The organism is Chloroflexota bacterium, from assembly GCA_009840625.1.
Lineage (GTDB): Bacteria > Chloroflexota > UBA11872 > UBA11872 > VXNJ01 > VXNJ01.
Genome location: VXNJ01000010.1, coordinates 303,153 through 327,760, shown reverse-complemented (window position 1 = coordinate 327,760; position 24,608 = coordinate 303,153). Strand labels below are relative to the sequence as shown.

The window sequence follows — 24,608 nt, the reverse complement described above, 5'->3', positions numbered from 1 at the left end:
TCTGACCCGGCGACAAGGAGGTCGCAATGTCGGATCCGGTACCAATAACCGTCCAGGTGAACGGGCGGCGGCGGCGGGCCGTGGTCGAGCCACGGCTGCTGCTGGCGCATTTCCTGCGTGAAGATCTGAACCTGACCGGCACCCACGTCGGTTGCGACACAAGCCAGTGCGGTGCCTGCACGGTCCTGGTCGACGGCAAAAGCGTCAAATCCTGCACGACCTTTGCCGTGCAGGCCGACGGCGCCGAGGTGACCACCATCGAGGGACTGGCCCAGAACGGTGAACTGCACCCGCTGCAGGAAGGATTCTGGGAAGAGCACGGCCTGCAATGCGGCTACTGCACGCCGGGCATGATCATCTCCGCGCTCGACCTCCTGCAGAACAACCCGGACCCCAGCGATGCCGAGATCCGGGCCGGGATCTCCGGCAATCTTTGCCGCTGCACCGGCTACCAGCACATCGTCAATTCGATCCGGGCCGCGGCCGAAAGGATGGCGCAGCAATGAGTACCCAAGTTGGACCAGTACTGCCCAAACTCATCGGCGAGCGCGTCCGGCGGCGCGAGGACCCGCGTCTGATCCAGGGCCTTGCAACCTACGTCGACGACGTAAAGCTCCCGGGCATGCTCTACATGGCCCTCAAGCGCTCAGACATAGCCCACGGCAACATCCGCAGCATCGACTCCAGCGCCGCCGAGGCGATGGAAGGCGTCGAACTGGTGCTCACCGGCGCGCAGCTGGCCGAGAGCCTGGGGCCAATGCCGATCGGGACCCCCTTCCCGGCGCCCGACCACCATTCAATCGCCACCGACCGGGTGCGCTACGTCGGCGAGCCGGTGGCCGTGGTCGTGGCCGAAGACCGCTACCTGGCCCGCGACGCCGCGGATGCGATCTCGGTCGACTACGAGGAACTCCCTGCGGTCGTCGATCCCGAAGCGGCGATGACCGAGGGAACGACCCTTATCCACGACGAATTCGAACGCAATGTCGCGGTCGACGGGGTCTACGGCGGCACCGGCGTGAACGCCGAAACCGCCCAACCCGAGGACGACAGCGAAGTCGACGCCGCGTTTGCCGAGGCCGACGTGGTGATAAGGCAGCGCATGCTCAATCAGCGCCTGGCCCCCAATGCGATGGAACCCCGCGGGGTCGTGGCCCACTACGAGCCGGGCCGCGACTACATCACCGTCTGGAGCGCCACCCAGAACCCGCACATCCTGCGGACCCTGGTGGCCGGGATGCTCGGCATGGGCGAGCACCAGGTCCGGGCGATAGCTCCCGAAGTGGGCGGGGGATTCGGCTGCAAGATCAACATCTACGGCGAGGAATACACCGCCGCCGCGGTCTCCAAGATGACCGGTGCCCCGGTCAAGTGGATCGAGGACCGGACCGAGGCGTTTCTGGCCACGACCCACGGCCGTGACCTGCTCGGCGACATCGAGATAGCGGCCAAGTCGGACGGCAAGATCCTGGCCGTTCGCGCCAACCTGCTGGCTGACATCGGCGCCTACCAGGTCCTGCTGACGGCGATCATCCCGACCCTTACCGGCTTGATGATGAACGGGGTTTACAAGATCGGAGTCGTCCGCCACGGGCTGACCGAGGTCTACACCAACAAGACTCCGACCGACGCCTACCGCGGCGCCGGACGTCCCGAGGCGCTCTACTTCCTGGAGCGGATCGTCGACATGCTGGCCCGCGAGCTGGACATGGATCCGGCCGAGCTGCGGCGCATGAACTTCATGCCGGCGGCGGAGTTCCCTTACCCGACCGTGACCGGCCTGGTCTACGACTCCGGCAACTACGTCGCCACCCTGGACAAGGCGCTGGAAGTGGCCGACTGGCAGGGAATGCTGGCCGAACGCGACCGCGCCCGCGCCGAGGGCCGGATTGTGGGCGTGGGAATGTCCTTCTACGTCGAAGTCTGCGGCCTGGGTCCCTCATCGACCGTTCCGGTCGGAGGCTGGGAACACTCGGGGGTGACCATCGAGCGGGGCGGCAAGATCACCGCCACCACCGGGTCCTCGCCGCACGGCCAGGGCAACGAGACCACGTTCGCGCAGATGCTGGCGGACCATTTCTCGGTGCCGATCGAGGACATCACCATCCTGCATGGCGACACCGGCGTCGTAAAGCAGGGGATCGGGACCTTCGGCAGCCGCTCGCAAGCGGTCGGCGGGGCCGCTCTCAATCTCGCCGCCGGCAAGACCAGCGACAAGATGAAACAATTCGCGGCCGCTTTGCTTTCCGATCACGAAATCACGGCCGAGGACCTCGAATTCGTCGACGGGCGGATCCAGGCGATCGGTCGTCCGGAAGTGAGCAAGACGTTTGCCGAAGTGGCCGACTTTGCCTACATACCGGTGCCGCTGCCGCCGGGGCTGGAACCCGGGCTCTCCGAAGAGGCGTTCTTCGAGCCCGAGAACAACACCTACCCGTTCGGGTGCCACATCTCGATGATTGAAATCGATCGCGAAACCGGCGAACCCGAGCTGTTGAAGCTGGTGGCGGTCGATGACTGCGGCAACGTGATCAATCCGCTGATCGTCGAAGGCCAGGTGCACGGCGGACTGGCGCAGGGAATCGGCCAGGCGATGTTCGAAGAGGTCGTGTTCGACCGGGACGGACAGCCGCTGACGGCCAGTTTCATGGACTACGTAATGCCGCGCGCGGCCGACCTGCCGCATTTCGAACTCGAACGCACCGTCACCCCGACTCCGGTCAATCCGCTCGGAGCTAAAGGCGTCGGTGAAGCGGGCACCATCGGCGTATCGCCCTGCGTAATCAACGCGGCGGTGGACGCCCTGGCGCCATTCGGCATCAGGCACATCGACATGCCGCTGCGGCCCGAGCGCCTGTGGCGTCTCATTCAGCAAAACGGAGGCCAACAGTGATTCCAACTTCGTTTGACTACACCCGCGCCGGCAGCGTCGAGGAAGCCCTTGCTTTGCTGCGTGAAGGTGGCGACGAGGCCAAGTTGCTGGCCGGCGGGCACAGTCTGATCCCGATCATGAAGCAGCGCCTGGCCGAACCGGGTCTGCTGATCGACATCGGCGGGATCGCCGAGTTGCAGGGTATCTCCTGCGACGGGGAGGAGGTCACCATCGGCGCGGGAACAACCCACTCCGAACTGGCCGCTTCTGACCTGTTGCGCTCCTATGCTCCGATCGTGGCCGAAACCGCCGCCGAAATCGGCGATCCGCAGGTACGCAATCGCGGCACCATCGGGGGAAGCCTTGCCCACGCCGATCCGGGCGCCGACCTGCCGGCCGTGCTGGTGGCCTTAAACGCCCAGATCGATCTGCAAGGCCCCGGTGGCGGACGGAGCGTGTCGGCGGCGGATTTCTTCCAGGACATCCTCACCGTTGACCTCGGCGAGGACGAGATCATCACCGGGGTGCGGTTCAACGGTCGGCGTTCGGCCGCCTACGCCAAGCTGGAGCAGCGCGCTTCGCGTTTCGCACTTGTCGGCGTGGCGGCGGCGCTGGATCTTGCCGGCGGCGTTTGCCGGTCGGCCAGCGTTGCCGTAACCGGGGCGTCCAGTCACGCCCAGCACCTCAGCGCGGTAGAGGGCGCATTAAGCGGTGCCGAGCTTCCCTCCGGGGCGGCTGCGGCCGCCTCCGGCGCCGGCGACGGACTCGAGTTCGTAAATGCCGACCTGCACGGCAGCGAAGAGTACCGCCGGGCCATGGTGGAGGTCATTGCGCGCCGGGCAATCGAGGCGGCCGCGACCAGGGATTAATCCGGCAGCGGCCTAAACCCGCGTCGCCAAAGGCGGCGCGGGGCTTGCCATCCGCCCGCCTTGGCGGCGGTCGCGGCGCAGCTGGTCCGATCGGTATGCCAAACCCCCTAGTGACCCAAATCCGCCGGGTTCTGGCCGATAACGCCAACCCGGATAAAGCCGCCGGAATGCGGCGCTACATGAAGTCGGAAATGCCCTACCGGGGCATCCAGACCCCGTTGCGGCGCCGATTGTGCAGAGACGTATTCCAGGCTCATCCAATCGAAGACAAACGCGCCTGGCGAGAGTCGGTGTTGGAACTCTGGAGGAAAGCCGAATACCGCGAGGAGCGATACGCCGCGCTGGCGCTATTGGGTGCCCGGGAGTACAGTTCCTTCCGGAGCCTGGACACCCTGCCGCTGTTGGAGGAACTGGTGGTCACCGGAGCATGGTGGGACTACGTCGACGATATCGCCTCGCACCGGCTTCGCGAACTACTGGAGAAACACCCCGCCGAAATGTCCCGGGAAATGCGGGCCTGGAGTCTGGATCCGGACAAATGGAAGCGTCGGTCCTCGATCATCTGCCAGCTGGGCCGCAAGCAGGAGACCGACATCCGTCTCCTCTTCGACTGCATTGAAAGCAATCTGGCCGACCCCGATTTCTTCATTCGCAAAGGCATCGGCTGGGCGCTTCGCTCCCTGGCCTGGACTGACCTGGCGGTGGTGGAGTCGTTCATTGCGCACAATTCGGACGAGATCAGCCCGCTTTCGCGCCGCGAAGCGCTAAAGAACGCTGCCAAGATCCGCCAATCCAACCAAGCCTGAGCAGGGCCCGGCGGGCCTTAGAACCCGAGGATGTTTCCCTGCTCGTCCAGGTCAAGCGACCGCGGACTCTTGGGCAGACCGGGCATGGTCAGGATCGAACTGGCAATGGGATAGATGAATCCGGCGCCGGTGGAGGCGCGGCAGTCGACTACTTCGAACGTGTACCCGCGGGGGCGGTTGCGGAGGCGCGGGTCGTGCGAAAGCGACATCGGTGTCTTGGCCATGCAGATCGGGAGATCGGACAGACCCTGCCTTTCGAATCGCCGCCGCTGACGCGACGCGCTCGGGCTCCAGTGGACGTCGGCCGCGCCGTAGAGCTTGGTGGCCAGCGATTTGACTTTTTCCGCGATTGGATCCGCGAGGCGATAGGGATAGGTCACGGGCGGCGGCGGTCCGGCGGCCGCCTCGGCAACCGCGGCCCCGAGGTCGGCCGAGCCGGCGCCGCCCTGTTCGAAGCCGGTGGATTCGACCGCCGCGCTGGCACCAGCCGCCAGCGCCGCCGCGCGTGCCGCGGCGATCTCGGCATCGGTGTCTGATTCGAAGCGATTGATCGCCACGACCGCCGGCAATCCGAACCCGCGCACGATCCCGATCATGTGGGCCAGATTGGCCGTTCCCGCCTCAACCGCCTGCACGTCCGGTTCGGCGAGCCGGTCGCGGGTGGCGCCGCCGTGGTGCCGCAAGGCCCGAACCGTGGCCACCACGACCGCCGCGCTCGGATCAAGTCCGCCGCCGCGGCATTTGATATCCATGAATTTCTCGAAGCCAAGATCGGCGCCGAATCCGGCCTCGGTCAGCACGAAATCAGTGTAGCCGAGCGCCAATCGATCGGCGACGACCGAGCTGCATCCGTGGGCGATGTTGCCAAAGGGTCCGGTGTGGACGAACGCGGGCTGGCCCTCGGTCGTCTGGACCAGGTTCGGCAACAGGGCATGTCGCAGCAGCGCCATCAACGAACCGACCGCACCCACGTCGCCGGCGGTAACCGCTTCGCGGCGCTGGCCGACCGCCACGGTGACCTGCGCGAGCCGGCGACGCAGGTCGTCGAAGTCGGTTGCCAGCGCCAGAACGGCCATGATCTCGGAAGCCGGCACGATATCGAATCCGGTTTCGCGCAGCGGGGCATTGCCCGCACCGCCCAGCCCGGTGGTGATATTGCGCAGCGCGCGGTCCTGGACGTCCAGAACCCTCCGCCAGCTGATCCCGCTCGTCCGAGCTCCCGGAATCTGGCCGCGCTGGATCGCGTTCTCGGTCAACGCCGCCAGGAGGTTGTGGGCCGAGGAAACAGCATGCCCGTCGCCGGTGAAGTGGACGTTTATTTCGTCCTCGGGAACGACCCGAGCGCGACCCCCGCCGGCCCCGCCACCCTTGAGTCCGAAGATCGGACCCAGTGACGGCTGGCGCAGCGTGACGGCGGACTTTAGTCCTAGCCGCCCCATACCCTGGGCGATCGCCACCGAGGTGGTCGTCTTGCCCTCTCCGGCCGGCGTGGGGGTCATCCCGGTGACGACGATCAATTTGCCGGCGGGTCGATCGCGAATCGCCGCTAGCGAAACCTTGGCCTTCGAATTCCCGTACGGGATCAGGTGCCCCTGCTCAATGCCGAGCTCATCGGCAATTTCAAGAATGGGGCGCAATTCGCGGCCTTCGATCCGGTCGCGGTTAGGGGCGCCTGCAGGCCCCGACTGGCGGTCCGCGCCTCGCGCGGATCAGCCGGGGCAATTCAAGCACGTCTGAGCATCCGGAAACCGGTCACGCCGCAGGTGAGATAGAAGAGCGGATTGATCAGAGTCCACATTTCCAGGTGGATGTCGGCGGCGCCGGGTTCGCTCTCCGGAAAGAAGTAGAAGAACCAGTTCCAGTAAAACCAGGCCGCCAATACCAGCGAAGCAAAGAACAAGACGTTAACAGTCAACCAGCGCCGGGTAATGGGTCCGTCGGCGGAGTTGGCGCGGTCGTAGGCGCGCTTGCCGGCCGCGTTCACCAGCAGGGCCACCAGCACCGAAAAGGCCATGAAGTAGTTGAGCACTTCCCAGTACGGGTAGCTGTCCGATCCGTCGTGAATCAGCGGGGTGATGACCCAGAGAACCCAGGCCGCCGCCGCGGTTACGAGCAGCACCGCACCAAGCACCAGATAGGCTGTCCTCATCCTCGCCGCGTCCCTTACTTCCACATGATTTAGGCGCACCGCCAACATTATCCGCCGACCGGTCCGACGGGCCCGCGCGCCCGGCCGGGTCCGGAAACTTTATATAGACTTTGTTTCGTCTCCAGAAGAGCGCGGAAGTAGCTCAGTTGGTAGAGCGTCTCCTTGCCAAGGAGAAGGTCGCGGGTCCGAGTCCCGTCTTCCGCTCCAGGTAACCGCTAGCGCCCATTGGCGCCTCAACCCCGACTTACCCCAAGGTGGAACCTTGCCCTCTTCCAGCGAATTGATTGGCGACGGCACCGCCAAGCTGACGATTGAAATACCGGTCGAGGACCTGCAGCGCGAGTATCAGAACGCTGCCCGTCGCATCGCCCAGCGCCAGAAAATACCCGGATTCCGACCCGGCAAGGCGCCTCCCCGGGTGGTCGAGCGGTTGTTCGGAGAAGCGGCGATCAAACTCGATGCGATCGAACGCCTGGTACCGCGCACCTTCGACCGCGCCCTGGCCGAGCAAGACCTGGAGATGGCCGACCAGCCCGAGTTCGAATATCCGGATTCCGGCGAAGGCGAACTAGATTTCTCGCGCACGTTCACCTATTCGGGCACGGTCCCGCTGGTTCCGACGGTTACCTTGGGCAACGCCCGCACCATCAGCCTGCGCCGCCGCACGATCGAGGTGGGCGAGGAGGAGATTGTCCAGCAGTTGGAGGCGATCCGCTCCAGTCGCGCCGAGATGGTCGACATCGAGGACTCCGAGCGCGAACTTGGCGGCGAGGACATCGCCCGCTTCGACTTTCGCGAGCGCGTCGACGGGGAAGACCGAATCGAGCGCGAGGGCCTGGCGGTCAGCATGTCCAATCCGGGATTTGCCGATGGATTCGCGGACCAGGTCCTGGGCATGCGGATCGGCGACGAGAAGGAGTTCGAACTCGCCTATTCCGATTCCTCGCCAATCGCGGCGGTGGCCGGCAAGAGCGCCGAATACCGGGTCAAGTTGGTCGGGTTGACCGAGCGCACCCTGCCGGAACTGAACGATGAGTTCGCGGCCTCGGTCTCGGAGGTTGAGAGCGTCGAAGAACTGCGCGATCAGATGCGCGAGGAGATGACCGATTACCGCGAGCGCGAAGACCGTTCCCGACTGCAGAACGAGGCCCTGGCGGCCCTGATCGACAAATCCGATTTCACGATCGCCGAACGACTGGTCCGCAACCAGGCCCATCAGCTCCTGGAGGCGCGGGTGGCCGACTTGACCCGGCGTGGCATGGCCCTGGAGACCTTCCTGGCCCAGCGCGGGATGGACGACGAATCCTTCCGTCAGCAGGCCCACGAGGACGCCGAGGACATGATCCGCAATTCGCTGACGATCCGCGAATTCGCCAGCGCCCGGGAGATAGAAGTCGGCCCCCAGGACGTTGAAACGCGGCTGACCGAGATGTTCGCTTCCTACCCCGCGGGCGAACAGGAAGCGCTGCGCAATCACTACCTGAACCAGATGGGGATCGAAAGCCTGGCCGGGCAGATCCTCCAGGAAAGGGTCCTCGACCAGCTCCTGGAAGAGGTCAACGTCCAGGATCCGCTCGGCGCCGAGGGCGAACAATCAGGGTCGGAAGCCCCGGCCGATGACCCCGACTCCGACCAATCGGAGGCCGCCGGGGGCGGATAATCTGGGGCGCCCGATCGGCCTGCGGGCCGGCCAGCGGGGGCCTGCCGCGCCCTTCAAGTTACGGGGACCCGTAATCCTTATGACCCTGATTCCCTATGTGATCGAGACCACCGAGCGTGGCGAGCGTGGGATGGACATTTACTCGCGTCTGCTGCGCGATCGGATCATATTCGTGGGCTCGCCGGTCGACGACACCCTGGCCAATACGATCGTGGCCCAGCTGCTGCTGCTGCAGAGCGAGGATCCCGACCGCGACATTTCGATGTACATCAATTCGCCCGGCGGGTCGGTGACGGCCGGCATGGCGATCTACGACACGATGCAGTACATCAAGCCGCAGATCCAGACCTTCTGCACCGGGATCGCGGCCAGCATCGCCTGCGTGCTGCTGGCCGGCGGCGAGAAGGGCAAGCGCTTCGCGCTGCCGCATTCCAGCGTCCTGATTCACCAGCCCTCGCAGTCGATTCCGGGCCACATGACCTCATCCGACCTGGAGATCGCGGCGCGCGAGATCGTGCGGGTCCGGCACCGCATCGAGGACGTCCTGGTCACCCACACCGGCCAGGCCAAGAACAAGATCAGGGAAGACACCGAGCACGATTACTGGATGAGCGCCGACGAGGCGCTCGACTACGGGATCGTGGACCAGATCGTCAGGCGCACCGAGACCGGCTAGCGAATTGAGCGCTCGAGCAACTCGGCGAAATCGGTAAAGGGCACCACGCCGCAATCTCCGCGCAACTGCTTAGTCGCGCCTCCATAGACGATGGTCTTTCGCGAAATCCCTCTGATCCGGGGCCTCCAATTTGGCGCACTGCAATTCAGGAAATGCCGCCCGGCACAGGGCGGTTTCCCCAGATTGCCGCGATCCGGTCACCGTGACGATCGGGTAAAGGCCAAAAAACTCTCTTAGCCGCGGTTCTATTTCACGAGATGTCAAGGCTACGGATGGTGGTTCGGTACAGATTGCAAGTGCTAGTTGCAATTTGTACGCTTTGCAACCGGATTTCGCATCGGCCACCCAACGACCGGCTGCCTCGGGCTTGCTTAGGTGAAGGCATTGAGCGGGGTGTATGTCGGTTGCACGAGTGAATACAAGCGCTCACCCGCCCAAAGCTGCGTCAACCTTGTTCAGTGCCTTCGCGATAAGCAAGGCGTGCTCCGGCTCAAGGTTCATGTGCAGGTCGAACCGGATGCAGCGGCTCAACAGGTCCAGCGTCCTGGGGCACATGTCGCGCGAGTACTTGACCGAACCAAGGTAGTTGGGGTCGTTCCACGGATAGCCCAGCCGGTGCGGCGATCGCTTTTCCAGGATGGAGCCCCAGTGGGCGTAGATATGCCGGTCGGGGAATCCCTGGTTGTAGGTCGTGGCCGCCTCCACTCCTTCGGCCGATAGCGCCCGCGCGTAGGCCATTGCCTGCGTCTGGTCATTCACGATTACGGAGACCGAGCCTCCGGTATCCCCGTCGGGATCGTCCAGATGCTGCAGCACGTAACCGCGCGGCGGCGCCAGCGCGCCAAGCAACGTCCGCCGGAGCGATCGCTGATGGGCAAGGATTTGTTCCAAGCGCCCGAGCTGTACCAGCGCGATCGCCGCCAGAACCTCGCTGGGCCGGTTGGTCGCGCGCGGGATGGCGTCGTTGCGCCAGGCTTCCGGCCCTTCCCATAGCGGCAGACCGGGGTCGGAAGCCAGCGCTGCCCGCTCCCAGATGTCGCGGTCGTTGGTGTAGAGCAGGCCCCCTTCGCCGGTCGAGATCGTCTTGAAGTAGTTCAGGCTCCAGGCGGCAACCTTTCCGTAGGTGCCGACCGGGCGGCCGCGGTAGGAGCCGCCGACGCACTGGCAGGCATCCTCGACCACGGTGATTGCATTGGCTTCGGCGATTTCCAGGATCCGGGCCAGGCGGACCGGGATTCCGCGCATGTGCACCGGGATCACCGCCCGCGTATACGGCGTGATGTTGCGCTCGAAATCCTCGGGGTCGAGTCCCAGCGAATAGTCGACTTCGGCGATGACCGGCACCGCCCCGGCCGCCAGCACCGCCGCCGCAGTGGCCACGTAGGTATAGCCGGGAATAATCACCTCATCGCCCGGCCCGACGCCGATCGCGATCAGCCCGGCGGTCAAAGCGCTGGTTCCCGAATTGACCATCAAGGCGTGCTCGACGCCCAGAAATCGGCAGGCCGCGGCTTCAAATTCGGCGGTCACGCTCTCGCCGCGAGGGTAGACGAACAGTCGCCCGGAGCGAATAACTTCGGCGACCGCGGCGATCTCTTCCTCGGCCATCACGCTCGGACCCGAGACCCCCGAGGGCAGCGGCTCGGCGATGACCGGCCGCCCGCCGTCGATAGCCAGGCGGTTCGTCTCTATCAAATGACCGCCTCCCACTCGAACAAAAAACCAGTCTATAGGTGCCGCCCGCCGGCCCTGGACGAGCACCAATCGGAGGCCGCCGGGGGCGGATAATCTGGGGCGCCCGATCGGCCTGCGGGCCGGCCAGCGGGGGCCTGCCGCGCCCTTCAAGTTACGGGGACCCGTAATCCTTATGACCCTGATTCCCTATGTGATCGAGACCACCGAGCGTGGCGAGCGTGGGATGGACATTTACTCGCGTCTGCTGCGCGATCGGATCATATTCGTGGGCTCGCCGGTCGACGACACCCTGGCCAATACGATCGTGGCCCAGCTGCTGCTGCTGCAGAGCGAGGATCCCGACCGCGACATTTCGATGTACATCAATTCGCCCGGCGGGTCGGTGACGGCCGGCATGGCGATCTACGACACGATGCAGTACATCAAGCCGCAGATCCAGACCTTCTGCACCGGGATCGCGGCCAGCATCGCCTGCGTGCTGCTGGCCGGCGGCGAGAAGGGCAAGCGCTTCGCGCTGCCGCATTCCAGCGTCCTGATTCACCAGCCCTCGCAGTCGATTCCGGGCCACATGACCTCATCCGACCTGGAGATCGCGGCGCGCGAGATCGTGCGGGTCCGGCACCGCATCGAGGACGTCCTGGTCACCCACACCGGCCAGGCCAAGAACAAGATCAGGGAAGACACCGAGCACGATTACTGGATGAGCGCCGACGAGGCGCTCGACTACGGGATCGTGGACCAGATCGTCAGGCGCACCGAGACCGGCTGACCGGCCGGCCGGTTGACAGGAGAGGCTGGAGAGCATGCCAATTGGTGAGCGACCACCCATCTTCCGCTGCTCTTTCTGCGGCAAAACCCAGGACCAGGTGCGGCGGCTGATCGCCGGCGCCGGCGACGTCTACATCTGCAACGAGTGCGTGGAAGTCTGCAACGACGCGATTGCCGACGACGGGGGCGGCGGGGAACCGCCGACGACCATTTCGGCCCCGCCCACGCCAAAGGAGATCTTCGAATTCCTCAACCGCCACGTAATTGGCCAGGACCAGGCCAAGCGGGCGGTGGCGGTGGCGGTCTTCAACCACTACAAGAAGCTGGTGGCCGGCCAGTACGGCGAAGACGGCCTCGAACTTGACAAGACCAACATCCTGCTGATCGGGCCCACCGGTTGCGGCAAGACCGAGATCGCCCGGACCCTGGCCCGCCTGCTGGATATGCCGTTCTGCATCGTCGACGCTACCGCGCTCACCGAGGCCGGTTACGTCGGCGAAGACGTGGAAAGCATCCTGTTGCGCCTGATCCAGTCGGCCGACCACAACATCGCCGCCGCGCAGACCGGGATCATCTACATCGACGAGATCGACAAAATCGCGCGCAAGGCCGAGAACCCATCGATCACCCGCGACGTTTCCGGCGAGGGGGTCCAACAGGCCCTGCTCAAGATCCTGGAAGGGGCCCAGGTAAATGTGCCGCCGCAAGGCGGACGCAAGCACCCGCACCAGGAATTTCTCGAGATCCAGACCCGCGACATCCTTTTCATCTGCGGTGGCGCGTTCGAGGGCCTCTCAACAATCGTGCGGCGACGCACCGGGGCCGGGAATTCGCTTGGATTCGCCTTCGAGGCCGCGGAGCGCCGCGAGATCAGGGAGAACCCCCTTCACCACGTCTCCTCCGACGATCTGATGCGTTACGGCCTGATCCCCGAATTCGTCGGCCGCCTGCCGGTGGTCGCGGCCCTGGACGCGCTCGACGTTGGGCAGCTGCGCCGGATCCTGACCGAGCCGGCCAATTCGCTGATTAAGCAATACCGACGGCTGTTCGAGATGGACGGCGTGGAGTTGTCCGTTACCGAGGACGCCCTGTCGGCGATCGCTGAGCGGGCCCAGAGCCGCAAGACCGGCGCCCGCGGTCTGCGCACGGTAATGGAAGGCATCCTGCAGCCGGCCATGTTCGAGATTCCCTCGCGGCGCGATGTCCGCAAGGTAGTCATTACCGCCGAGGTCGTAAACCGCGGTTTGAAGCCGCTCTACGTGACCACGACCCGGGGCGGTGAACCGGAACTGGCGCAGGAAATCGGCGGCTAGCTGGCCGCTTCCGCCAGCTGCCGGTAGGACGAGCGCCCGAACCCCATCGTCACCAGGGCCTCGCCCATCAACCCGGCGAATTCGCCCGCCGCGCCGACCCATACCGCCTGGGGAGCGACCAGCAACGCAGCCGCCACTGTCAGGATCAGGATTGCGAGCCGCAGCAGGTTGATCCAGATAAACGGGTTGGCCCGCCGGCAGGCCAGCAGCGCCGACGAGTAAACCTGCTCCATCGCCATCAGCGGCGGTAGTAGCGCCAGAAGCATCATCGCCGCCTGGCCTTGCACTGCCAGCGCGCCGGCCGCTCCAAGCAGCTGGCCGAGCACCAGATCATTGACCGGCCCCAGGTAGGAGATCGCCAGCGTAATCGCCAGCGCGCCCAAGCCCATCGCGTAGGCGAAAGTCGCCGCCGCGCGCGGCGGCGTGCCGCGCCCGAACAAGGCCAACAGGGTCGGTTGCAGCCCCCAGATCGGGATCGTCGCCAGGTGGACCACCGAACGCGCAAGGGTGAAGGCGGCGATTCCGGTTGCCGGATCGGGCGCGCGGGCCATCGCCGCGTGCAGGATCGGGATCGTGACCGAAGGCAAAAGCGCGGCCACCAGCAATGGACCGAAGAAACGGGCCAGTTCGCGGTAGCCGGGAACCGCCGCGGCCTCGCCCGGCCAGGCATAGCCCGCGCGGTCGGCGGCAAACAGTATCAATACCTCCAGCGCCACCCCGATGCTGTGCCCCGATGCCGCCGCGGCCGCGGCCGGCACGTCCAGGTACAACAGCAGGGCGGTGCTCAGTACCGCCGCCGCCAGGGAAATTGCGATCCCCGACCACATGACCCCGGTGCGCCCGGTGGCGAGCATGATGCCGTGGAAGTGGGTCCTGAAACACGCCAGCGGAATCCAGGCGACCAGCGGCGCCAGGGCCACTGACGCCTGTTCCAGGGGGGCTCCCGAAAGTCCGAACCCCTTGGCCAGCAGCCAACCGCCGAGCGGGCTGATCGCCGCCAGCGCGCCGACCGAGAAACTTGCCAGCGCGAGCAGCGAGATGAACCGGCGCACCTTGGCAAGACTCGGCCCGGAACGGGCGAAGACGAGCGTGAGTTGTTGGATTCGCAGCTGCGGAATGGCGATCAGGGCCATCAGCCCGTAGGCGACCGCAAATCCGGCGATCGCCGCCTCTGGGTCCGAAGCGCGCGCCAACAGCGCGTTGATGACCGGGGCGAGCAGTCCGGCGATTCCAAGGTTTACCGATGCTGGCAATGCCAGCCGCGGCCCGCGCCAGCCGATCCTGACCAAGTCGCCAAGGACCCGCGCCGCAACGCCTTTGCGGGCGGAGTCCCTCATTGGTGGAGATGGGGGTGAGTCGAACACCCCGTCCAGACTGTTTCTTTCCGGCTCTTCTACAGGTTTAGTCCGTTTCCAACAATCTGCCCGGATGGGTCACGGACAACGTCCGGGTTAGATTGCCTGATTCGGTCTTAGGCGCAACCCTTCAGGCCGGGTCACGCAGCGCTCCGGTTTGCGAACGCCGGGTTCCGGGTCACCAGAGAAACCCGGAGCGACGTCACCGCGGTTTAGGCGGCGAGAGCCAACTTAGGTTTGGCAGTTTTTGGTTGCTGTCGTTTTAACGAGCCAGACAGCATCCTCGACCTGCCGAACCGGAATTCAACCAGCCTGTCAAATCCCAGCATCCCCTAGGGATAGGAATGTTAGCAAACTGCGCACTCGGAGCCAGGGGCTCAAGCCGCTCCTTCGATGCTTGGCGCGGCGGCGATTTTGACCATTGGCGTCAACAGTTTCTCAAGCGCGATCATGTGTGAGCAGTAACCCCAGCTTTGCGAAAACTCGCAGGTGCAGGACCAGCCGCCGCTCTCCGAATACGAAACCTCGTAATCACCGTTTCCACCGCGAAAGGTCGAGGTGAGTTCGGTGATGTTGATCCGTTCCGGTTCCTCGGAATAGCGTTTGGCCTTTTGAATCTTGCCGATGAGGCTGGACTGCATGGGCGATTACCGTCGCCTTCCTGTGCTGGGGCCGGGCCCGGCGCCCGGGTGATTTCAGTTTAGGCCGGGGCACATTCCCGCTCGGCAGGTCCCGACCGGGGGGCGGGCGACTAGTCGCCGCGGCACATCGCCGCCAGATCGCGGGCGGTGTCGCGAGAGATTTCCGGACAAAGCGCCGCAAATATCTCCGTGGCGTGGATGGTCCCCATCACCTGCCGGCAACGCGCCGCAACCCCCGAGGAAAGCAGCAGCCTGTAGAAAGCGATTCCTTCGTCGCGCAGCGGGTCGCACTCGTTGACCGATATCGTCGTGGCAGGCAGTCCGGCAACGTCCTTGGGCGAAGCAAATAGCGGCCAGGCCAGCGGATCCCCGGCGGCGAACGCGTCCCAACCGTAGGCCATCGCGGCCCGGTTGTGGTGCAGGTCCAGCAGTAGACCGTTGTTCTCGGTCGATGAAGGCAACTCGGCCCGCGGCCAGCTACCGGCGATGTAGGGGCAGAGCGCGTAGAGACCTCTGACGATGCCGATGTCGCCGTCGCGCAGCAGATTCATCCCGGTGGCTAGGGTCAGATTCCCGCCGCCGCTTTCGCCCGCGATCACGATTCGCGCGGGGTCAACGCCCAGCTCGTCGGCGTTGGCGGCCAGCCAGCGGATCCCGGAAACGCAGTCGTTGAGGCCGCCCGGATAGGGGACAACTTCGGGAGCCGAGGAGGGGGTGAGGCAGTTGCGGAAATCCACCATCGCCACCGCAACGCCATAGCGGGCGATGATCCGGCCCCATGCGCGGTAGTGGGGGTCGAACACCGACGAGGTCGCCATCCCGCCGCCGTGAATGTAGTACACGCACGGCAGGGGGCCCTTGTCGCGGGCGCGAATGAACCGCACCGTGATCGCATTGCCGTCCGGTTGCGAGGAAAACTCGCGAACTGAGATTTCCAACCCGCTGGAGGGTGCGACCGCATCGCTGTCGCAGGACTCCTTCAGGATTCCCATCACCGCCTCGCGCGCGATTCGCTGCGGCGAGGATTCGAGTGCGATGGCTTCTTCTCTGCTGCTAACGTCGCGGCCGTCGGTCGTCTGAAGGTGCCCGAGGGCGGCCTTGATGCGCGGGTCGATTCGGGGATCACTGGACATGTCGGCCATTTCGGTCTGACCCTTAATCGAGTTGTGAGGACTATTGCCGCAGTCTGGAATTCGGGCGCGGAGTTTTGCGGAGTCCGAGCCGGGCCTGCGCGCAGTGCGCGCGTTCCCTTACGACCGCGTGCTCGATTTTCAACCGCCCGCCGCATCGCCGCCGGCGGCGGGCTCAGCAATAGCCCGCACCGCGTCGTTGAACTGGTCTCCGCGGTCGAATTCGTTCAAAAAAAGGCCGAATGACGCGCACGCCGGCGAAAGCAGGACGGTATCTCCCGGGCGCGCCAGCGCGGCCGCGGTCCGTACCGCATCGGGCATCGTCGCCACCGGATGCAGCTCCTGGCCCGCAAGGCTCCTGCCCAGGCGCTCGCTGGCCGCTCCCGGCAGCATCACCACCGCCCGAATCTGCTCCCGCCGCCGCCCCGCCAGCTCCGCCAGAGACTCAAAATCCAGGTGTTTTTCCGATCCTCCGGCGATCCATACGAACGGCGGCGAAAGCCCCTCAAGCGCCGCGATCGCGGCGTCGGGAGTGGTCGAAGTCGTATCGTTCACCCAGCTGACTCCGTCGATTCGGGCCACCGTTTCCTGGCGATAGGGGACGCCTTTGAAGCTGGCCACCGCCACCGCGATTTCCCTTTCGGAAAGTCCAAGGTCAACCAGCACCCGGCTCGCCGCCGCCAGGTTGGCCCGGTTGTGCTCGCCACCGATTTGGGCCCGGCTCCAGCCGGCGACCGGGTCGGCGGCCGAGAACCATGCCACCCGTCCCGGGGCCGACTCGGCGAACGCGGTCGTGTACGCGTTCTCGGAGTTAAGAACCGCCAGGTCGCCGGGTCGCTGGAAAGCGACGATCGTCTGCTTGGCCGCCGCATATGCGTCGCGGCTGGGGTAGCGGTCGAGATGGTCGTCCAGCAGATTTGTGACCACTGCGCGGGCCGGCGAGATCTGGTGTTGCACCAGCCCTTCCAGCTGCCAGGAGGAGAGTTCGAGCACGACGACCGCCTCGGGGTCGAGCCCGGCCAGCAGACCGACCGCCGAAATCCGCATGTTGCCGGCCAGTTCCGCCTTGCGACCGGCCGAGCGGAGCGCGTGCCAGATAAACGTCGCGGTCGTGGTCTTGCCGCGCGTTCCGGTTACGCCCACGATCCGATCGGGTTCGCACTCGGCGAAAAACAGCCCCATTTCCATTTCGACCGGCACCCCGGACGCGCGGGCCGCTGCCAGATACGGCGATTCCTCCGGCACCGCCGGATTGCGGATCACCAGGTCGGCGCCCGCAAAGTCGGCGCGGCGGTGCTCGCCGAGGACGAATTCCACGTCAAGGTCCGCCAGCTGGGCAAGGCTCGGGGCCAGAGTTTCGGCATCGCGCAGGTCGGTTGCCAGCACCCGCGCGCCGCGCTGGCAAAGAAACCGGACCATGGCCACCCCGCCGCCGTGCAGGCCCAGCCCCATCACCACCACCCGGCGGCCGGCAAGCGCGATCGGGGTCATGCCGAGTGCCCTGCGATCACTCGAATCGGAGGGGGAGGGACTGGAAATTGCCGAATCCGCATCTAAAATGAAAACGGTGCCAGTCGGCGGCGCGGCCGCTGCAACCGGCACCCCAACCAAATATCGTTCAGACGTTTGTGGTCGGAACGCTGCTGTCGAACGCTGGCAGGTCGGCGGAGCGGTTTGGCCGGGAGGACCAGATGTCGATCAACGCCGCCAGCGCTGCCAAATGGTATCGCGGATATCTTGCATCCAAGCAGCGCTATTCCAATGAGGAAATCGAACGCCGCGTCGCCTGGGTCGACGACTTTTGCAGGTCGGTGCCGCCCGCGCGGACGATCGATGCGATCTCGGTCAGAGATGTCGTCTGCTACTTCGCGCGCCGTTCCGGCAATTACGAAAAACCCTACGAGTGGTTCACGCGGTACCAGGTCATCGAAACCTTCTGCGATGCCCTAGTCGAGCAGAAATTCCTGTCCGACAACCACCTCAAATCGATCTTCGACGACACCGACGTCGAGCCTTTCGACCCGCAGCAGGAACCGATCCAGATCCAGATTTCGTCGGTCGACTGGTCGCGGTCGGACTCGGTCTTCTAGCCTCCCGGCGCGCGGCCGCGCGGCCCGCTTTAGCCCGACTTGGGCGGCGGGTCCACCACCATTGCCTCGGTGGTGACCAGCATCACCGCCGCCGACACCGCGTTCGTGACCGCCAGTCGGGTTACCTTCACCGGGTCGACGATGCCGGACTTGAGCAGGTCCTCGTATTCGCCGGTGGCGGCGTTGAAGCCGTGCGCTCCCTCCAGGTCGCCCACCCGGCGCACGATCACGTCGCCTTCGTAGCCGGCGTTCTCGGCAATCTGGGCGAGCGGCGCGGTCAATGCGGCCCGCACGACCTCGGCGCCTATCGCGGCGTCGCCGGTCAGCTCGAGATCGTCGATGGCGGCCGCGGCCCGAACCAGCGATACCCCGCCTCCGGGTATGACGCCTTCCTGCAAGGCCGCCTTGGCGGCTGAGACCGCGTCCTCCACCCGGGCGCGGGTTTCCTTCTGCTCGACTTCGGTCGGGGCGCCGATGTTCACCACCGCTACCGTCCCGGCCAGATTGTTGGCCCGTTCGGCAAATTTTTCGCGGTCGAAGTCATTCTTCGCGGCGCGACTGGATGCCCAGAGCTCCTCGACGCGCTGCTTTATCGCACGCGGTTCGCCGGAACCACCGATGATGGTGGACTCGTTGCGCCCGACGATCGCCTTCTCGGCGCGGCCCAGGTAGTCCAGGGTCACGTCTTCCCAGCCGATGCCCAGTTCCTTGGCCACCAGCCGTCCGCCGGTAAAGATCGCGTAGTCCTCGAGCATCCCGCGGCGACGGTCGCCGAACGCCGGGGCTTTCACCGCGGCCACGTTTAGGTTGCCGCGCAGTTTGTTGATCACCAGGGCCGCCAGCGCCTCTTTCTCGATGTCCTCGGCGATCACCAGCAGGTTGCGCAAGCCGTTGCTGACGAACTTCTCCAAGAACGGCACGATCTCGTTGGCCGCTTCCAGCTTCTGGTCGGTGATGAAGATGTAGGGCTGATCGATCTCGGCCTTGATGTCCTCCCCGGATCCGAAATACGGGGACTTCAGCCCTCGGTCGAAGGTGAGTCCGGCCAGGTATTCGACGGTCAGCTCGCTGGTCGAGCCATCTTCCAGGTTCACGCCCGCGTCGGCGCCTAGCTTGGTGTAGACCCCGGCGACGACCTCGCCGATCTCGGGGTCATTGGCCGACAGCGAGGCAACCCAGGTCAGCTCCTCGTCGCCGTCCAGGTCGCGGGCCATGCCCTTGAGGTGGTCGGTAACCGCGGCCCCGGCCAGCTCCATGCCGCGACGCAGGATCATCGGGTTGTATCCGGCCGATATCAGCTTCAGCGCGGCCGCATACATCGCCTGGGTCAGCACCGCCGATGTGGAGGTGCCGTCGCCGGCGTCCTCGTTGGTCTTCTTGGCCGCCTGGTAGGCGAGCTTGGCGCCGGTGTCGACAAACGGATCGGCCAGCGAATTTATCGAATTGGCGACGGTGTATCCGTCGTTGGAAATTGCCGGCAGGGCGTACTTGCGCTCCAGGACGACGTTGCGCCCGCGCGGGCCCATGGTGACGCGCACCGCGTCGCCGATCAGGTCGACGCCGGTGCGGATGCGTTCGCGCGCACTGGCCCCGAGAAGCACTTCTTTGTGGGAAATCATGGCGTGGCCTTCAGGTTGACAGACTGGAAATGGTCAGGTTTTTGGGGAGATCGCACCGCCACGCCGGTTCGGATCGCGGGCCGGCGGCGCCACGAATTTTCTTGCAAATGGGCGCGATCCGCAATTATTCGGGTTCGGGCAGTCCGGCCCGCCTCCATTCGAGCGGGTGCTGACTGGCCAGCCAGCTCCGCTCCCCGGGTGTAAGGGAGGCTTCAGCGAGCAGCTCGGGGCGCCGCAGCAGGGTGCGCCGCAGCGACTCGCACCGCTTCCACGCCGCGATCGCGGCGTGATCGCCCGAGAGCAGGACCTCCGGGACGCCCAGGCCGGAGAATTCGCGCGGCCGCGAAAACTGGGGATGCTCCAGGAGCCCGGTGGCAAATGAATCGGTGCGGACGCCGGACTCGTTGCCGACCACCCCGGGCCGCAGCCGCAGCACCGCTTCGGCCAGCAGCATGCCGGGCAGTTCGCCGCCGGTAACGACGAAGTCGCCGACCGAGAACTCCTCGTCAACCATGCTCCGGCGAACCCGTTCATCGAGGCCTTCGTAGCGTCCGCAAAGAATCACCAGACGGGCGCGGCCGGCCAGCCGCTGGCAATCAGCGTGGGTGAGCCGGGGTCCCTGCGGGGTCATGAAGATCACGTGGCCTCCGTCCCCGCGCGCATGCTGGATCGCGGCCGCGGCCGGCGGGGCCGTCATCACCATGCCGCCGCCGCCGCCAAACGGATAGTCGTCGATCTGGCGCTGACGGCCTTCGGCGAAATCGCGCAGGTCGATCACTTCCACCCGGGCGTCGCCGCGGGAAAGCGCGCGCCCGATCACTCCGAATTCCAACGGGCCCGGAAACATCTCCGGGAAGATCGTGATGAACGCAATCTCCATCGCCCGGCGGCCTGGCTGGGGCGGACTGCGCGGCCGGGTCGGACTAGCCGGGTTAGGCGGCCTCTTCGATGTCCAGGATGCAGCGCTGGCCGGCCGCCAGCGGAGCGGCGTTGATCACCCGGCGAATGGCGGCGGCCATGCGGCCGTGGCGGCCGATCACGCGGCCCATGTCGGAGGCCGGAACGCGCAGCTCGTAGACGGTCGTTCCGGAGCGCTCGTAGCTCTCCACCTCGATCGAATCGGGATCGCCGGTCAGGTTTTCGGCGATGAACCGGATCAAATCTTCCATGCGTGACTATCTTTCAGGCCGCGCGGGGCGTGGCCGTTTTGCTGGTCAGTCGGCGGCGACTGGTTCTTCTTCCCCATTGGCCTCGGGGCTCTCGGCTGCGGCGCCAGCCTCGGCCTCGGCCTCGGCGCGGCGCTGACGCGCAATCTGCAGGGCCGCGGCCTGGGCTTGCTGGGCCGCTTCGAGGGTGACCCCGGAACGGACGAAATCCGAAAAATTGGGCTGGATCGATTCCAGGAGTTTGGCGACGCGGTCACTTGGCTGGGCGCCCTTGCGGATCCAGTCGGCCGCGCGGTCGACGTCGATTGCGACGGTGGACGGGTCCGGAACCGGGTCGTAGTAACCCAGATCGTCGACGCAGCGTGAGTCTCGTGCCGAGCGCGCCGGAATAACGACCACCCGGTAACTGGGCCGCTTCTTGGCGCCGCGGCGCTGCAAGCGGATTCTTAGCAAACCAAGCGACTCCCGGATGAGGGACTAAATACGTGTCTGGAAACTCCTGCGGCAGCGCCAACTGTGTGGCCATGACCCCTGCCGGGAAAGGCCGAATCGGGGTATTGCGTGCGCATCCGCATGCGAGCAAAATCGAGTATAGGACAGATCAGCGGTCCAATCCCTGATCGTCTTTGCCCGTTTTCCTTTAAGGTCCGCGCCTTGCGGGAGATAGAAATGTCGCAGCCCCCATCGCCGTCGGCCTCCGCACCTGGGCCGGAGTCGCCGGGATCGCCGCCCGTCCCGGGCTGGCTTGGCCCGTCGGTTCTGCTGGCGGCCCTGATCATGGTCGCGATCGTTCTCCTGCGGACGCCCTTCGTGGCCGCGGTGCTGGCCCTCGACGCCCCTTTTGCGCCCATACCCGATCCGCTCGGCGATGATCTGGCCGAACCGACGTTTGGCAATGCCGTCCGGGTCTCGGCCCCCCTCCTGATCGGCGCCTATCTGCTGGTTTCAGGCTTTATCTGCGACGCCCTGGCCCGCCGCCAGTTCGACTATTCGGGGGCGCTTGAGACCCGGCGACCACCCGGCTACGTGGCGGTAGCCGTCCTGCTTGTATTTCCGCAGGTCCTGCTGGCCGCGCCGGCGTTGGCCTGGGGGTGCTACAACCTGGCCAGCTGGGCCCGGGTCAACGACGCGGCCCTTCCGGCAGCCGCGCTCCTGGCACTGCTCGCGGCCTTTGCCGCCGCGGCGCTGGCGCTGGCCCGCAATCGCGGTGTTTGGCCGCGCGTATACATCGCCGGATAGGCGGATTCAACCGGCGGCGGTGTCGGTTTCGATGACTTGGCCAAGTCCGCGCGGCAACCCGTCGTCGTCGATTTCGATCTGAAACACGATCTGCTCGTTCGGGGCCAGATGCAAAACGAGCGTGTCCTCGATCCGCTCGCAACCGACTGCTTCCTCGATCGCGATATCTTGTCGTTTGCAGGCATCGGAGAAAAGCGAACTCAGCGATGCCGCCCTGCGATTAGCCAATTGGGGTTAATGTCCCGCTAATTTGGGAAATGTCGTGCCGATTATTGCAGCACCTCCGCGCCAGCCGGTACCGCTGTTCCCGCCCCGGAGGGGTTCCGATCCCCATAAAATCTGCGGTTGGCTGCGATCCTGCGCGGCTTTTTAGGCTGCAGTTTTTCGCGCCCGGCCCGGCCGCGGCCGTTGCGCGCCCGGCCCCTGACCACTGACACGGTAATCCCTATGCCCGAACCACAACAATTAGCCGCCGAGCCGCGCGCGCGCTTCGGCAACCGCGTAAAGTCCCTGCGCCGCAACGCCCGCATTCCCGTCAACCTGGTAGTTCCCGGCGGCGAATCGCAACCGCTGCAGGTTGACGAGCATTCGATGGCGGCCTACGTCCGCAACCACGGGCGGACCGGGCTGGTCGAATTGCAGATCGAGGGCGAACGACAACTGGCCCTGGTCGACGACGTCGACATTCACCCGGTGACGCGGCGCCTCCTGCACGTGGTGTTCCGGCACGTGGATGCCGGCACCGCGGTCACCGCCGAGGTTCCGCTCGAATACGTGGATACTTCTCCGGCGGACGCCCGTTCCGACCTGTTCGTGGTGCGCATGCTCGACAGCTTGAGCTTGAACGGTCTGCCCCGGCAGATTCCCGCCGTGGTGCAGGTAAGCCTTGAAAACCTTGTCGACGCCGGCGATGCGGTTTACGCCGGCGACGTGGACCTGGCCGAAGGGGTGACCTTGATCACCGATCCGGGTGCGCTGCTGGCGCACGTCGAACGATCGCGGCTAGCCACCGAGGACGAGGAGCTGGACGAGGAAGAACTGCTCGAAGAGCTCGAAGTGGAGCCCGAAGAGAGCTAGCCGGTCCCGGAGACGCTAGCCCCCGAGCTGGTACATCTCGATCCGTTCGCTGGCCGATCGGATCGCTTCATCCGGAGAGAGTTGCGAGCGCAGTTCTGAATAGCGGTCGCTGCGCCCCGCCCATATGCTGCAGATCGTTTCGGCGACCTCGTCGTCGCTGGCCCCACCGCGCAACAGCCCGCGCAGGTCGAACCCCTCACTGGCGAACAGGCAGGTGACCAGCCGGCCGTCGGGGGTCAGCCGGGCGCGCGTGCAGTCCCCGCAGAAAGGCGCGCTAACCGAGGTGATAAAGCCGATCTCGCCGCGGCCGTCGGCGTAACCGAACCGGCGCGCCACCTCGCCCGGGTAGTTGGCCGGCAGGGGAACCAGGTCGAAACTGTCCCGGATCCGTTCGGCCATCTCGGCAGCCGTTACGACGTGATCCAGCTCCCAGTGGTTGCGCGTGCCTACGTCCATGTATTCAATGAAGCGGACGATCGCGCCGCGGCCTCTGAAGTACCCGGTCAGGTCCTCGAGGGCGTGTTCGTTAACGCCTTTGATGACAACGCAGTTGATCTTCAGCGGCTCGAGGCCGGCGCGCTGGGCCGCTTCGACTCCGGTCAGGACCGGCCCGACCGCGAATCCGCGACCGTTCAACCGCTTGAAGGTCTCATCGTCGAGCGCGTCTAGGCTTATCGTCACCCGGTCCAAGCCGGCCGATTTGAGTTCCTGCGCGCAACGCTCCAGCAGATAGCCGTTGGTGGTCAGGGTCAAGTCGGCCCGCGGGGCGGCGCGGCGCAGCCTGGCGACCAGATCGGGCAGATCGCGCCGCAGCAGCGGCTCGCCGCCGGTGAGGCGGAGTTTCGAAACGCCCAGGTCGTAGAAGATCGCGGTCAGGCGCTCGATTTCTTCAAACGTGAGGATCTCGGACCGCGGCAGGTACTCGTAGTGCTCTCCGAAGACTTCGGCCGGCATGCAGTAGCTGCAGCGAAAGTTGCAGCGATCGGTCAGCGAAATCCGCAGGTCGCGAACCGGCCGGTCAAATCGGTCGGTCGGGGTCTGCCGGGGTCCGGCGACAGTCACTCCGGCTGGGGGCGGTCTTCGCGCTTGGCGCGCATGTGTTTCATCGGCGAGCGGCGCGGCTTGATGTTGAACGAGGTCCCGCAGCCGCAGGTGATCTCGGCATTGGGATTGCGCAGCAGGAACCCGCGACCGATCAGGTTCTCGTTGAAGTCCAGCTGCGATCCCTCGATCAGGGTACCGGTGACGCGGTCGTATACGATCCGGTGCTGACCGTGCTCGTGCACCAGGTCGTCGGCGGCGAGCCGATTGTCCAGCGCCAAGTCGTATTCGTACCCGGCGCAGCCGCCCTTGTTTACGCGGATCCGGATGAATTTGCCCGCGTTGTCGGGTAATTCCAGCGTCTGGCTGATGTAATCGGCGGCCAGCCTGCTTACGGTGATCATCCCGGTCTGTCCAGCAGCGTCCAGTTCGGTTTAGCTTC

Annotated in this window: 25 protein-coding genes, 1 tRNA gene and 1 other RNA gene; 12 read left to right on the top strand and 15 right to left on the bottom strand. The window is 65.5% G+C overall.

Annotated features, from left to right (window positions below):
- Positions 1-26: 26 nt before the first annotated feature.
- The 4 genes from F4X41_07970 to F4X41_07955 all read left to right on the top strand — a co-directional run bounded on the left by F4X41_07970 (position 27) and on the right by F4X41_07955 (position 4,547).
- Positions 27-506 (top strand): (2Fe-2S)-binding protein, encoded by a 480-nt coding sequence (locus tag F4X41_07970; protein MYB16950.1) that lies wholly within the window; start codon positions 27-29, stop codon positions 504-506.
- The gene (locus tag F4X41_07965) at positions 503-2,893 is read left to right on the top strand and encodes a molybdopterin-dependent oxidoreductase (protein MYB16949.1); all 2,391 of its coding nucleotides are present in this window, start codon (positions 503-505) and stop codon (positions 2,891-2,893) included. The genes F4X41_07970 and F4X41_07965 overlap by 4 nt, the downstream gene beginning before the upstream one ends.
- Positions 2,890-3,741, top strand: a complete 852-nt coding sequence (locus F4X41_07960; GenBank protein MYB16948.1) for a xanthine dehydrogenase family protein subunit M — start codon at positions 2,890-2,892, stop codon at positions 3,739-3,741. The genes F4X41_07965 and F4X41_07960 overlap by 4 nt, the downstream gene beginning before the upstream one ends.
- A gap of 95 nt (positions 3,742-3,836) precedes the next feature.
- Positions 3,837-4,547 (top strand): DNA alkylation repair protein, encoded by a 711-nt coding sequence (locus tag F4X41_07955; GenBank protein MYB16947.1) that lies wholly within the window; start codon positions 3,837-3,839, stop codon positions 4,545-4,547.
- Between the two features lie 17 nt (positions 4,548-4,564).
- Here the strand turns inward: F4X41_07955 and F4X41_07950 are convergent, their stop codons facing one another.
- Both F4X41_07950 and F4X41_07945 read right to left on the bottom strand, forming a co-directional pair.
- The gene (locus tag F4X41_07950) at positions 4,565-6,184 is read right to left on the bottom strand and encodes a formate--tetrahydrofolate ligase (protein MYB16946.1); all 1,620 of its coding nucleotides are present in this window, start codon (positions 6,182-6,184) and stop codon (positions 4,565-4,567) included.
- 86 nt (positions 6,185-6,270) lie between these two features.
- The gene (locus F4X41_07945) at positions 6,271-6,696 is read right to left on the bottom strand and encodes a hypothetical protein (protein ID MYB16945.1); all 426 of its coding nucleotides are present in this window, start codon (positions 6,694-6,696) and stop codon (positions 6,271-6,273) included.
- Between the two features lie 131 nt (positions 6,697-6,827).
- On the opposite strand from F4X41_07945, the gene F4X41_07940 reads away from it, so the two are divergent.
- The 3 genes from F4X41_07940 to F4X41_07930 all read left to right on the top strand — a co-directional run bounded on the left by F4X41_07940 (position 6,828) and on the right by F4X41_07930 (position 9,032).
- A tRNA-Gly gene (locus F4X41_07940) sits at positions 6,828-6,903 on the top strand.
- A gap of 55 nt (positions 6,904-6,958) precedes the next feature.
- A complete protein-coding gene (gene tig, locus F4X41_07935; GenBank protein MYB16944.1) occupies positions 6,959-8,356 on the top strand; it encodes a trigger factor in 1,398 nt (465 codons plus the stop codon).
- 79 nt (positions 8,357-8,435) lie between these two features.
- Entirely contained in the window at positions 8,436-9,032 is a 597-nt protein-coding gene (locus F4X41_07930) for an ATP-dependent Clp protease proteolytic subunit (protein ID MYB16943.1), read from the top strand.
- A gap of 426 nt (positions 9,033-9,458) precedes the next feature.
- Here the strand turns inward: F4X41_07930 and F4X41_07925 are convergent, their stop codons facing one another.
- Positions 9,459-10,727: an aminotransferase class I/II-fold pyridoxal phosphate-dependent enzyme gene (locus F4X41_07925; GenBank protein ID MYB16942.1), complete on the bottom strand. Its 1,269-nt coding sequence runs from the start codon at positions 10,725-10,727 to the stop codon at positions 9,459-9,461.
- Between the two features lie 172 nt (positions 10,728-10,899).
- Here F4X41_07925 and F4X41_07920 point away from each other — a divergent pair, with 172 nt between their 5' ends.
- Together F4X41_07920 and clpX are read left to right on the top strand one after the other, a co-directional pair.
- Complete coding sequence (locus F4X41_07920; protein ID MYB16941.1) at positions 10,900-11,496, top strand: ATP-dependent Clp protease proteolytic subunit; 597 nt, start codon at positions 10,900-10,902, stop codon at positions 11,494-11,496.
- A 34-nt stretch (positions 11,497-11,530) separates the two neighbouring features.
- Entirely contained in the window at positions 11,531-12,808 is a 1,278-nt protein-coding gene (clpX, locus tag F4X41_07915; GenBank protein MYB16940.1) for an ATP-dependent Clp protease ATP-binding subunit ClpX, read from the top strand.
- On the opposite strand, the gene F4X41_07910 is transcribed toward clpX, so the two are convergent.
- The 5 genes from F4X41_07910 to murD all read right to left on the bottom strand — a co-directional run bounded on the left by F4X41_07910 (position 12,805) and on the right by murD (position 17,425).
- A complete protein-coding gene (locus F4X41_07910; protein ID MYB16939.1) occupies positions 12,805-14,145 on the bottom strand; it encodes a hypothetical protein in 1,341 nt (446 codons plus the stop codon). The genes clpX and F4X41_07910 overlap by 4 nt on opposite strands.
- Positions 14,146-14,496, bottom strand: a transfer-messenger RNA (tmRNA) gene (gene ssrA, locus F4X41_07905).
- Between the two features lie 44 nt (positions 14,497-14,540).
- The gene (locus F4X41_07900) at positions 14,541-14,804 is read right to left on the bottom strand and encodes a hypothetical protein (GenBank protein ID MYB16938.1); all 264 of its coding nucleotides are present in this window, start codon (positions 14,802-14,804) and stop codon (positions 14,541-14,543) included.
- Between the two features lie 110 nt (positions 14,805-14,914).
- Positions 14,915-15,946 carry an alpha/beta hydrolase gene (locus tag F4X41_07895; GenBank protein MYB16937.1) on the bottom strand — a complete coding sequence of 344 codons (1,032 nt, stop codon included), beginning with the start codon at positions 15,944-15,946 and terminating at the stop codon, positions 14,915-14,917.
- A gap of 129 nt (positions 15,947-16,075) precedes the next feature.
- Positions 16,076-17,425 (bottom strand): UDP-N-acetylmuramoyl-L-alanine--D-glutamate ligase, encoded by a 1,350-nt coding sequence (murD, locus tag F4X41_07890; protein ID MYB16936.1) that lies wholly within the window; start codon positions 17,423-17,425, stop codon positions 16,076-16,078.
- 200 nt (positions 17,426-17,625) lie between these two features.
- Here murD and F4X41_07885 point away from each other — a divergent pair, with 200 nt between their 5' ends.
- Positions 17,626-18,024, top strand: coding sequence for a hypothetical protein (locus F4X41_07885; GenBank protein MYB16935.1), 399 nt, complete (start codon positions 17,626-17,628; stop codon positions 18,022-18,024).
- A gap of 29 nt (positions 18,025-18,053) precedes the next feature.
- On the opposite strand, the gene groL is transcribed toward F4X41_07885, so the two are convergent.
- The 4 genes from groL to rpsP form a co-directional block, all read right to left on the bottom strand.
- Positions 18,054-19,643 (bottom strand): chaperonin GroEL, encoded by a 1,590-nt coding sequence (gene groL / locus F4X41_07880; protein ID MYB16934.1) that lies wholly within the window; start codon positions 19,641-19,643, stop codon positions 18,054-18,056.
- A gap of 124 nt (positions 19,644-19,767) precedes the next feature.
- Positions 19,768-20,523 (bottom strand): tRNA (guanosine(37)-N1)-methyltransferase TrmD, encoded by a 756-nt coding sequence (trmD, locus tag F4X41_07875; GenBank protein MYB16933.1) that lies wholly within the window; start codon positions 20,521-20,523, stop codon positions 19,768-19,770.
- Positions 20,524-20,575: 52 nt separating this feature from the next.
- The gene (locus F4X41_07870) at positions 20,576-20,812 is read right to left on the bottom strand and encodes a KH domain-containing protein (protein ID MYB16932.1); all 237 of its coding nucleotides are present in this window, start codon (positions 20,810-20,812) and stop codon (positions 20,576-20,578) included.
- A gap of 45 nt (positions 20,813-20,857) precedes the next feature.
- Positions 20,858-21,253, bottom strand: coding sequence for a 30S ribosomal protein S16 (rpsP, locus tag F4X41_07865; protein ID MYB16931.1), 396 nt, complete (start codon positions 21,251-21,253; stop codon positions 20,858-20,860).
- Positions 21,254-21,478: 225 nt separating this feature from the next.
- Between rpsP and F4X41_07860 the strand changes: the two genes are divergently transcribed.
- Entirely contained in the window at positions 21,479-22,048 is a 570-nt protein-coding gene (locus F4X41_07860) for a hypothetical protein (GenBank protein ID MYB16930.1), read from the top strand.
- Between the two features lie 6 nt (positions 22,049-22,054).
- Here F4X41_07860 and F4X41_07855 read toward each other — a convergent pair whose 3' ends face one another.
- Positions 22,055-22,276, bottom strand: a complete 222-nt coding sequence (locus F4X41_07855) for a hypothetical protein (protein ID MYB16929.1) — start codon at positions 22,274-22,276, stop codon at positions 22,055-22,057.
- 219 nt (positions 22,277-22,495) lie between these two features.
- Between F4X41_07855 and F4X41_07850 the strand changes: the two genes are divergently transcribed.
- A complete protein-coding gene (locus tag F4X41_07850; GenBank protein ID MYB16928.1) occupies positions 22,496-23,125 on the top strand; it encodes a 50S ribosomal protein L25 in 630 nt (209 codons plus the stop codon).
- A gap of 15 nt (positions 23,126-23,140) precedes the next feature.
- Here F4X41_07850 and moaA read toward each other — a convergent pair whose 3' ends face one another.
- A complete protein-coding gene (moaA, locus tag F4X41_07845) occupies positions 23,141-24,187 on the bottom strand; it encodes a GTP 3',8-cyclase MoaA (GenBank protein MYB16927.1) in 1,047 nt (348 codons plus the stop codon).
- On the bottom strand, positions 24,184-24,570 hold the full coding sequence (locus F4X41_07840; protein MYB16926.1) for an iron-sulfur cluster assembly accessory protein: 387 nt from the start codon (positions 24,568-24,570) through the stop codon (positions 24,184-24,186). The genes moaA and F4X41_07840 overlap by 4 nt, the downstream gene beginning before the upstream one ends.
- Between the last annotated feature and the right edge of the window lie 38 nt (positions 24,571-24,608).

What these genes read in the sequence shown, in the direction of transcription:
- groL (MYB16934.1), bottom strand. Translation starts at nt 19,643, where the DNA reads ATGATTTCCCACAAAGAAGTGCTTCTCGGGGCCAGTGCGCGCGAACGC.
- F4X41_07900 (MYB16938.1), bottom strand. Translation starts at nt 14,804, where the DNA reads ATGCAGTCCAGCCTCATCGGCAAGATTCAAAAGGCCAAACGCTATTCC.
- F4X41_07850 (MYB16928.1), top strand. Translation starts at nt 22,496, where the DNA reads ATGCCCGAACCACAACAATTAGCCGCCGAGCCGCGCGCGCGCTTCGGC.
- trmD (MYB16933.1), bottom strand. Translation starts at nt 20,523, where the DNA reads ATGGAGATTGCGTTCATCACGATCTTCCCGGAGATGTTTCCGGGCCCG.
- F4X41_07840 (MYB16926.1), bottom strand. Translation starts at nt 24,570, where the DNA reads ATGATCACCGTAAGCAGGCTGGCCGCCGATTACATCAGCCAGACGCTG.
- murD (MYB16936.1), bottom strand. Translation starts at nt 17,425, where the DNA reads ATGACCCCGATCGCGCTTGCCGGCCGCCGGGTGGTGGTGATGGGGCTG.
- F4X41_07945 (MYB16945.1), bottom strand. Translation starts at nt 6,696, where the DNA reads ATGAGGACAGCCTATCTGGTGCTTGGTGCGGTGCTGCTCGTAACCGCG.
- F4X41_07965 (MYB16949.1), top strand. Translation starts at nt 503, where the DNA reads ATGAGTACCCAAGTTGGACCAGTACTGCCCAAACTCATCGGCGAGCGC.
- F4X41_07930 (MYB16943.1), top strand. Translation starts at nt 8,436, where the DNA reads ATGACCCTGATTCCCTATGTGATCGAGACCACCGAGCGTGGCGAGCGT.
- clpX (MYB16940.1), top strand. Translation starts at nt 11,531, where the DNA reads ATGCCAATTGGTGAGCGACCACCCATCTTCCGCTGCTCTTTCTGCGGC.
- F4X41_07910 (MYB16939.1), bottom strand. Translation starts at nt 14,145, where the DNA reads ATGAGGGACTCCGCCCGCAAAGGCGTTGCGGCGCGGGTCCTTGGCGAC.
- F4X41_07895 (MYB16937.1), bottom strand. Translation starts at nt 15,946, where the DNA reads ATGGCCGACATGTCCAGTGATCCCCGAATCGACCCGCGCATCAAGGCC.
- F4X41_07970 (MYB16950.1), top strand. Translation starts at nt 27, where the DNA reads ATGTCGGATCCGGTACCAATAACCGTCCAGGTGAACGGGCGGCGGCGG.
- F4X41_07860 (MYB16930.1), top strand. Translation starts at nt 21,479, where the DNA reads ATGTCGCAGCCCCCATCGCCGTCGGCCTCCGCACCTGGGCCGGAGTCG.
- F4X41_07955 (MYB16947.1), top strand. Translation starts at nt 3,837, where the DNA reads ATGCCAAACCCCCTAGTGACCCAAATCCGCCGGGTTCTGGCCGATAAC.
- F4X41_07920 (MYB16941.1), top strand. Translation starts at nt 10,900, where the DNA reads ATGACCCTGATTCCCTATGTGATCGAGACCACCGAGCGTGGCGAGCGT.
- F4X41_07870 (MYB16932.1), bottom strand. Translation starts at nt 20,812, where the DNA reads ATGGAAGATTTGATCCGGTTCATCGCCGAAAACCTGACCGGCGATCCC.
- F4X41_07885 (MYB16935.1), top strand. Translation starts at nt 17,626, where the DNA reads ATGTCGATCAACGCCGCCAGCGCTGCCAAATGGTATCGCGGATATCTT.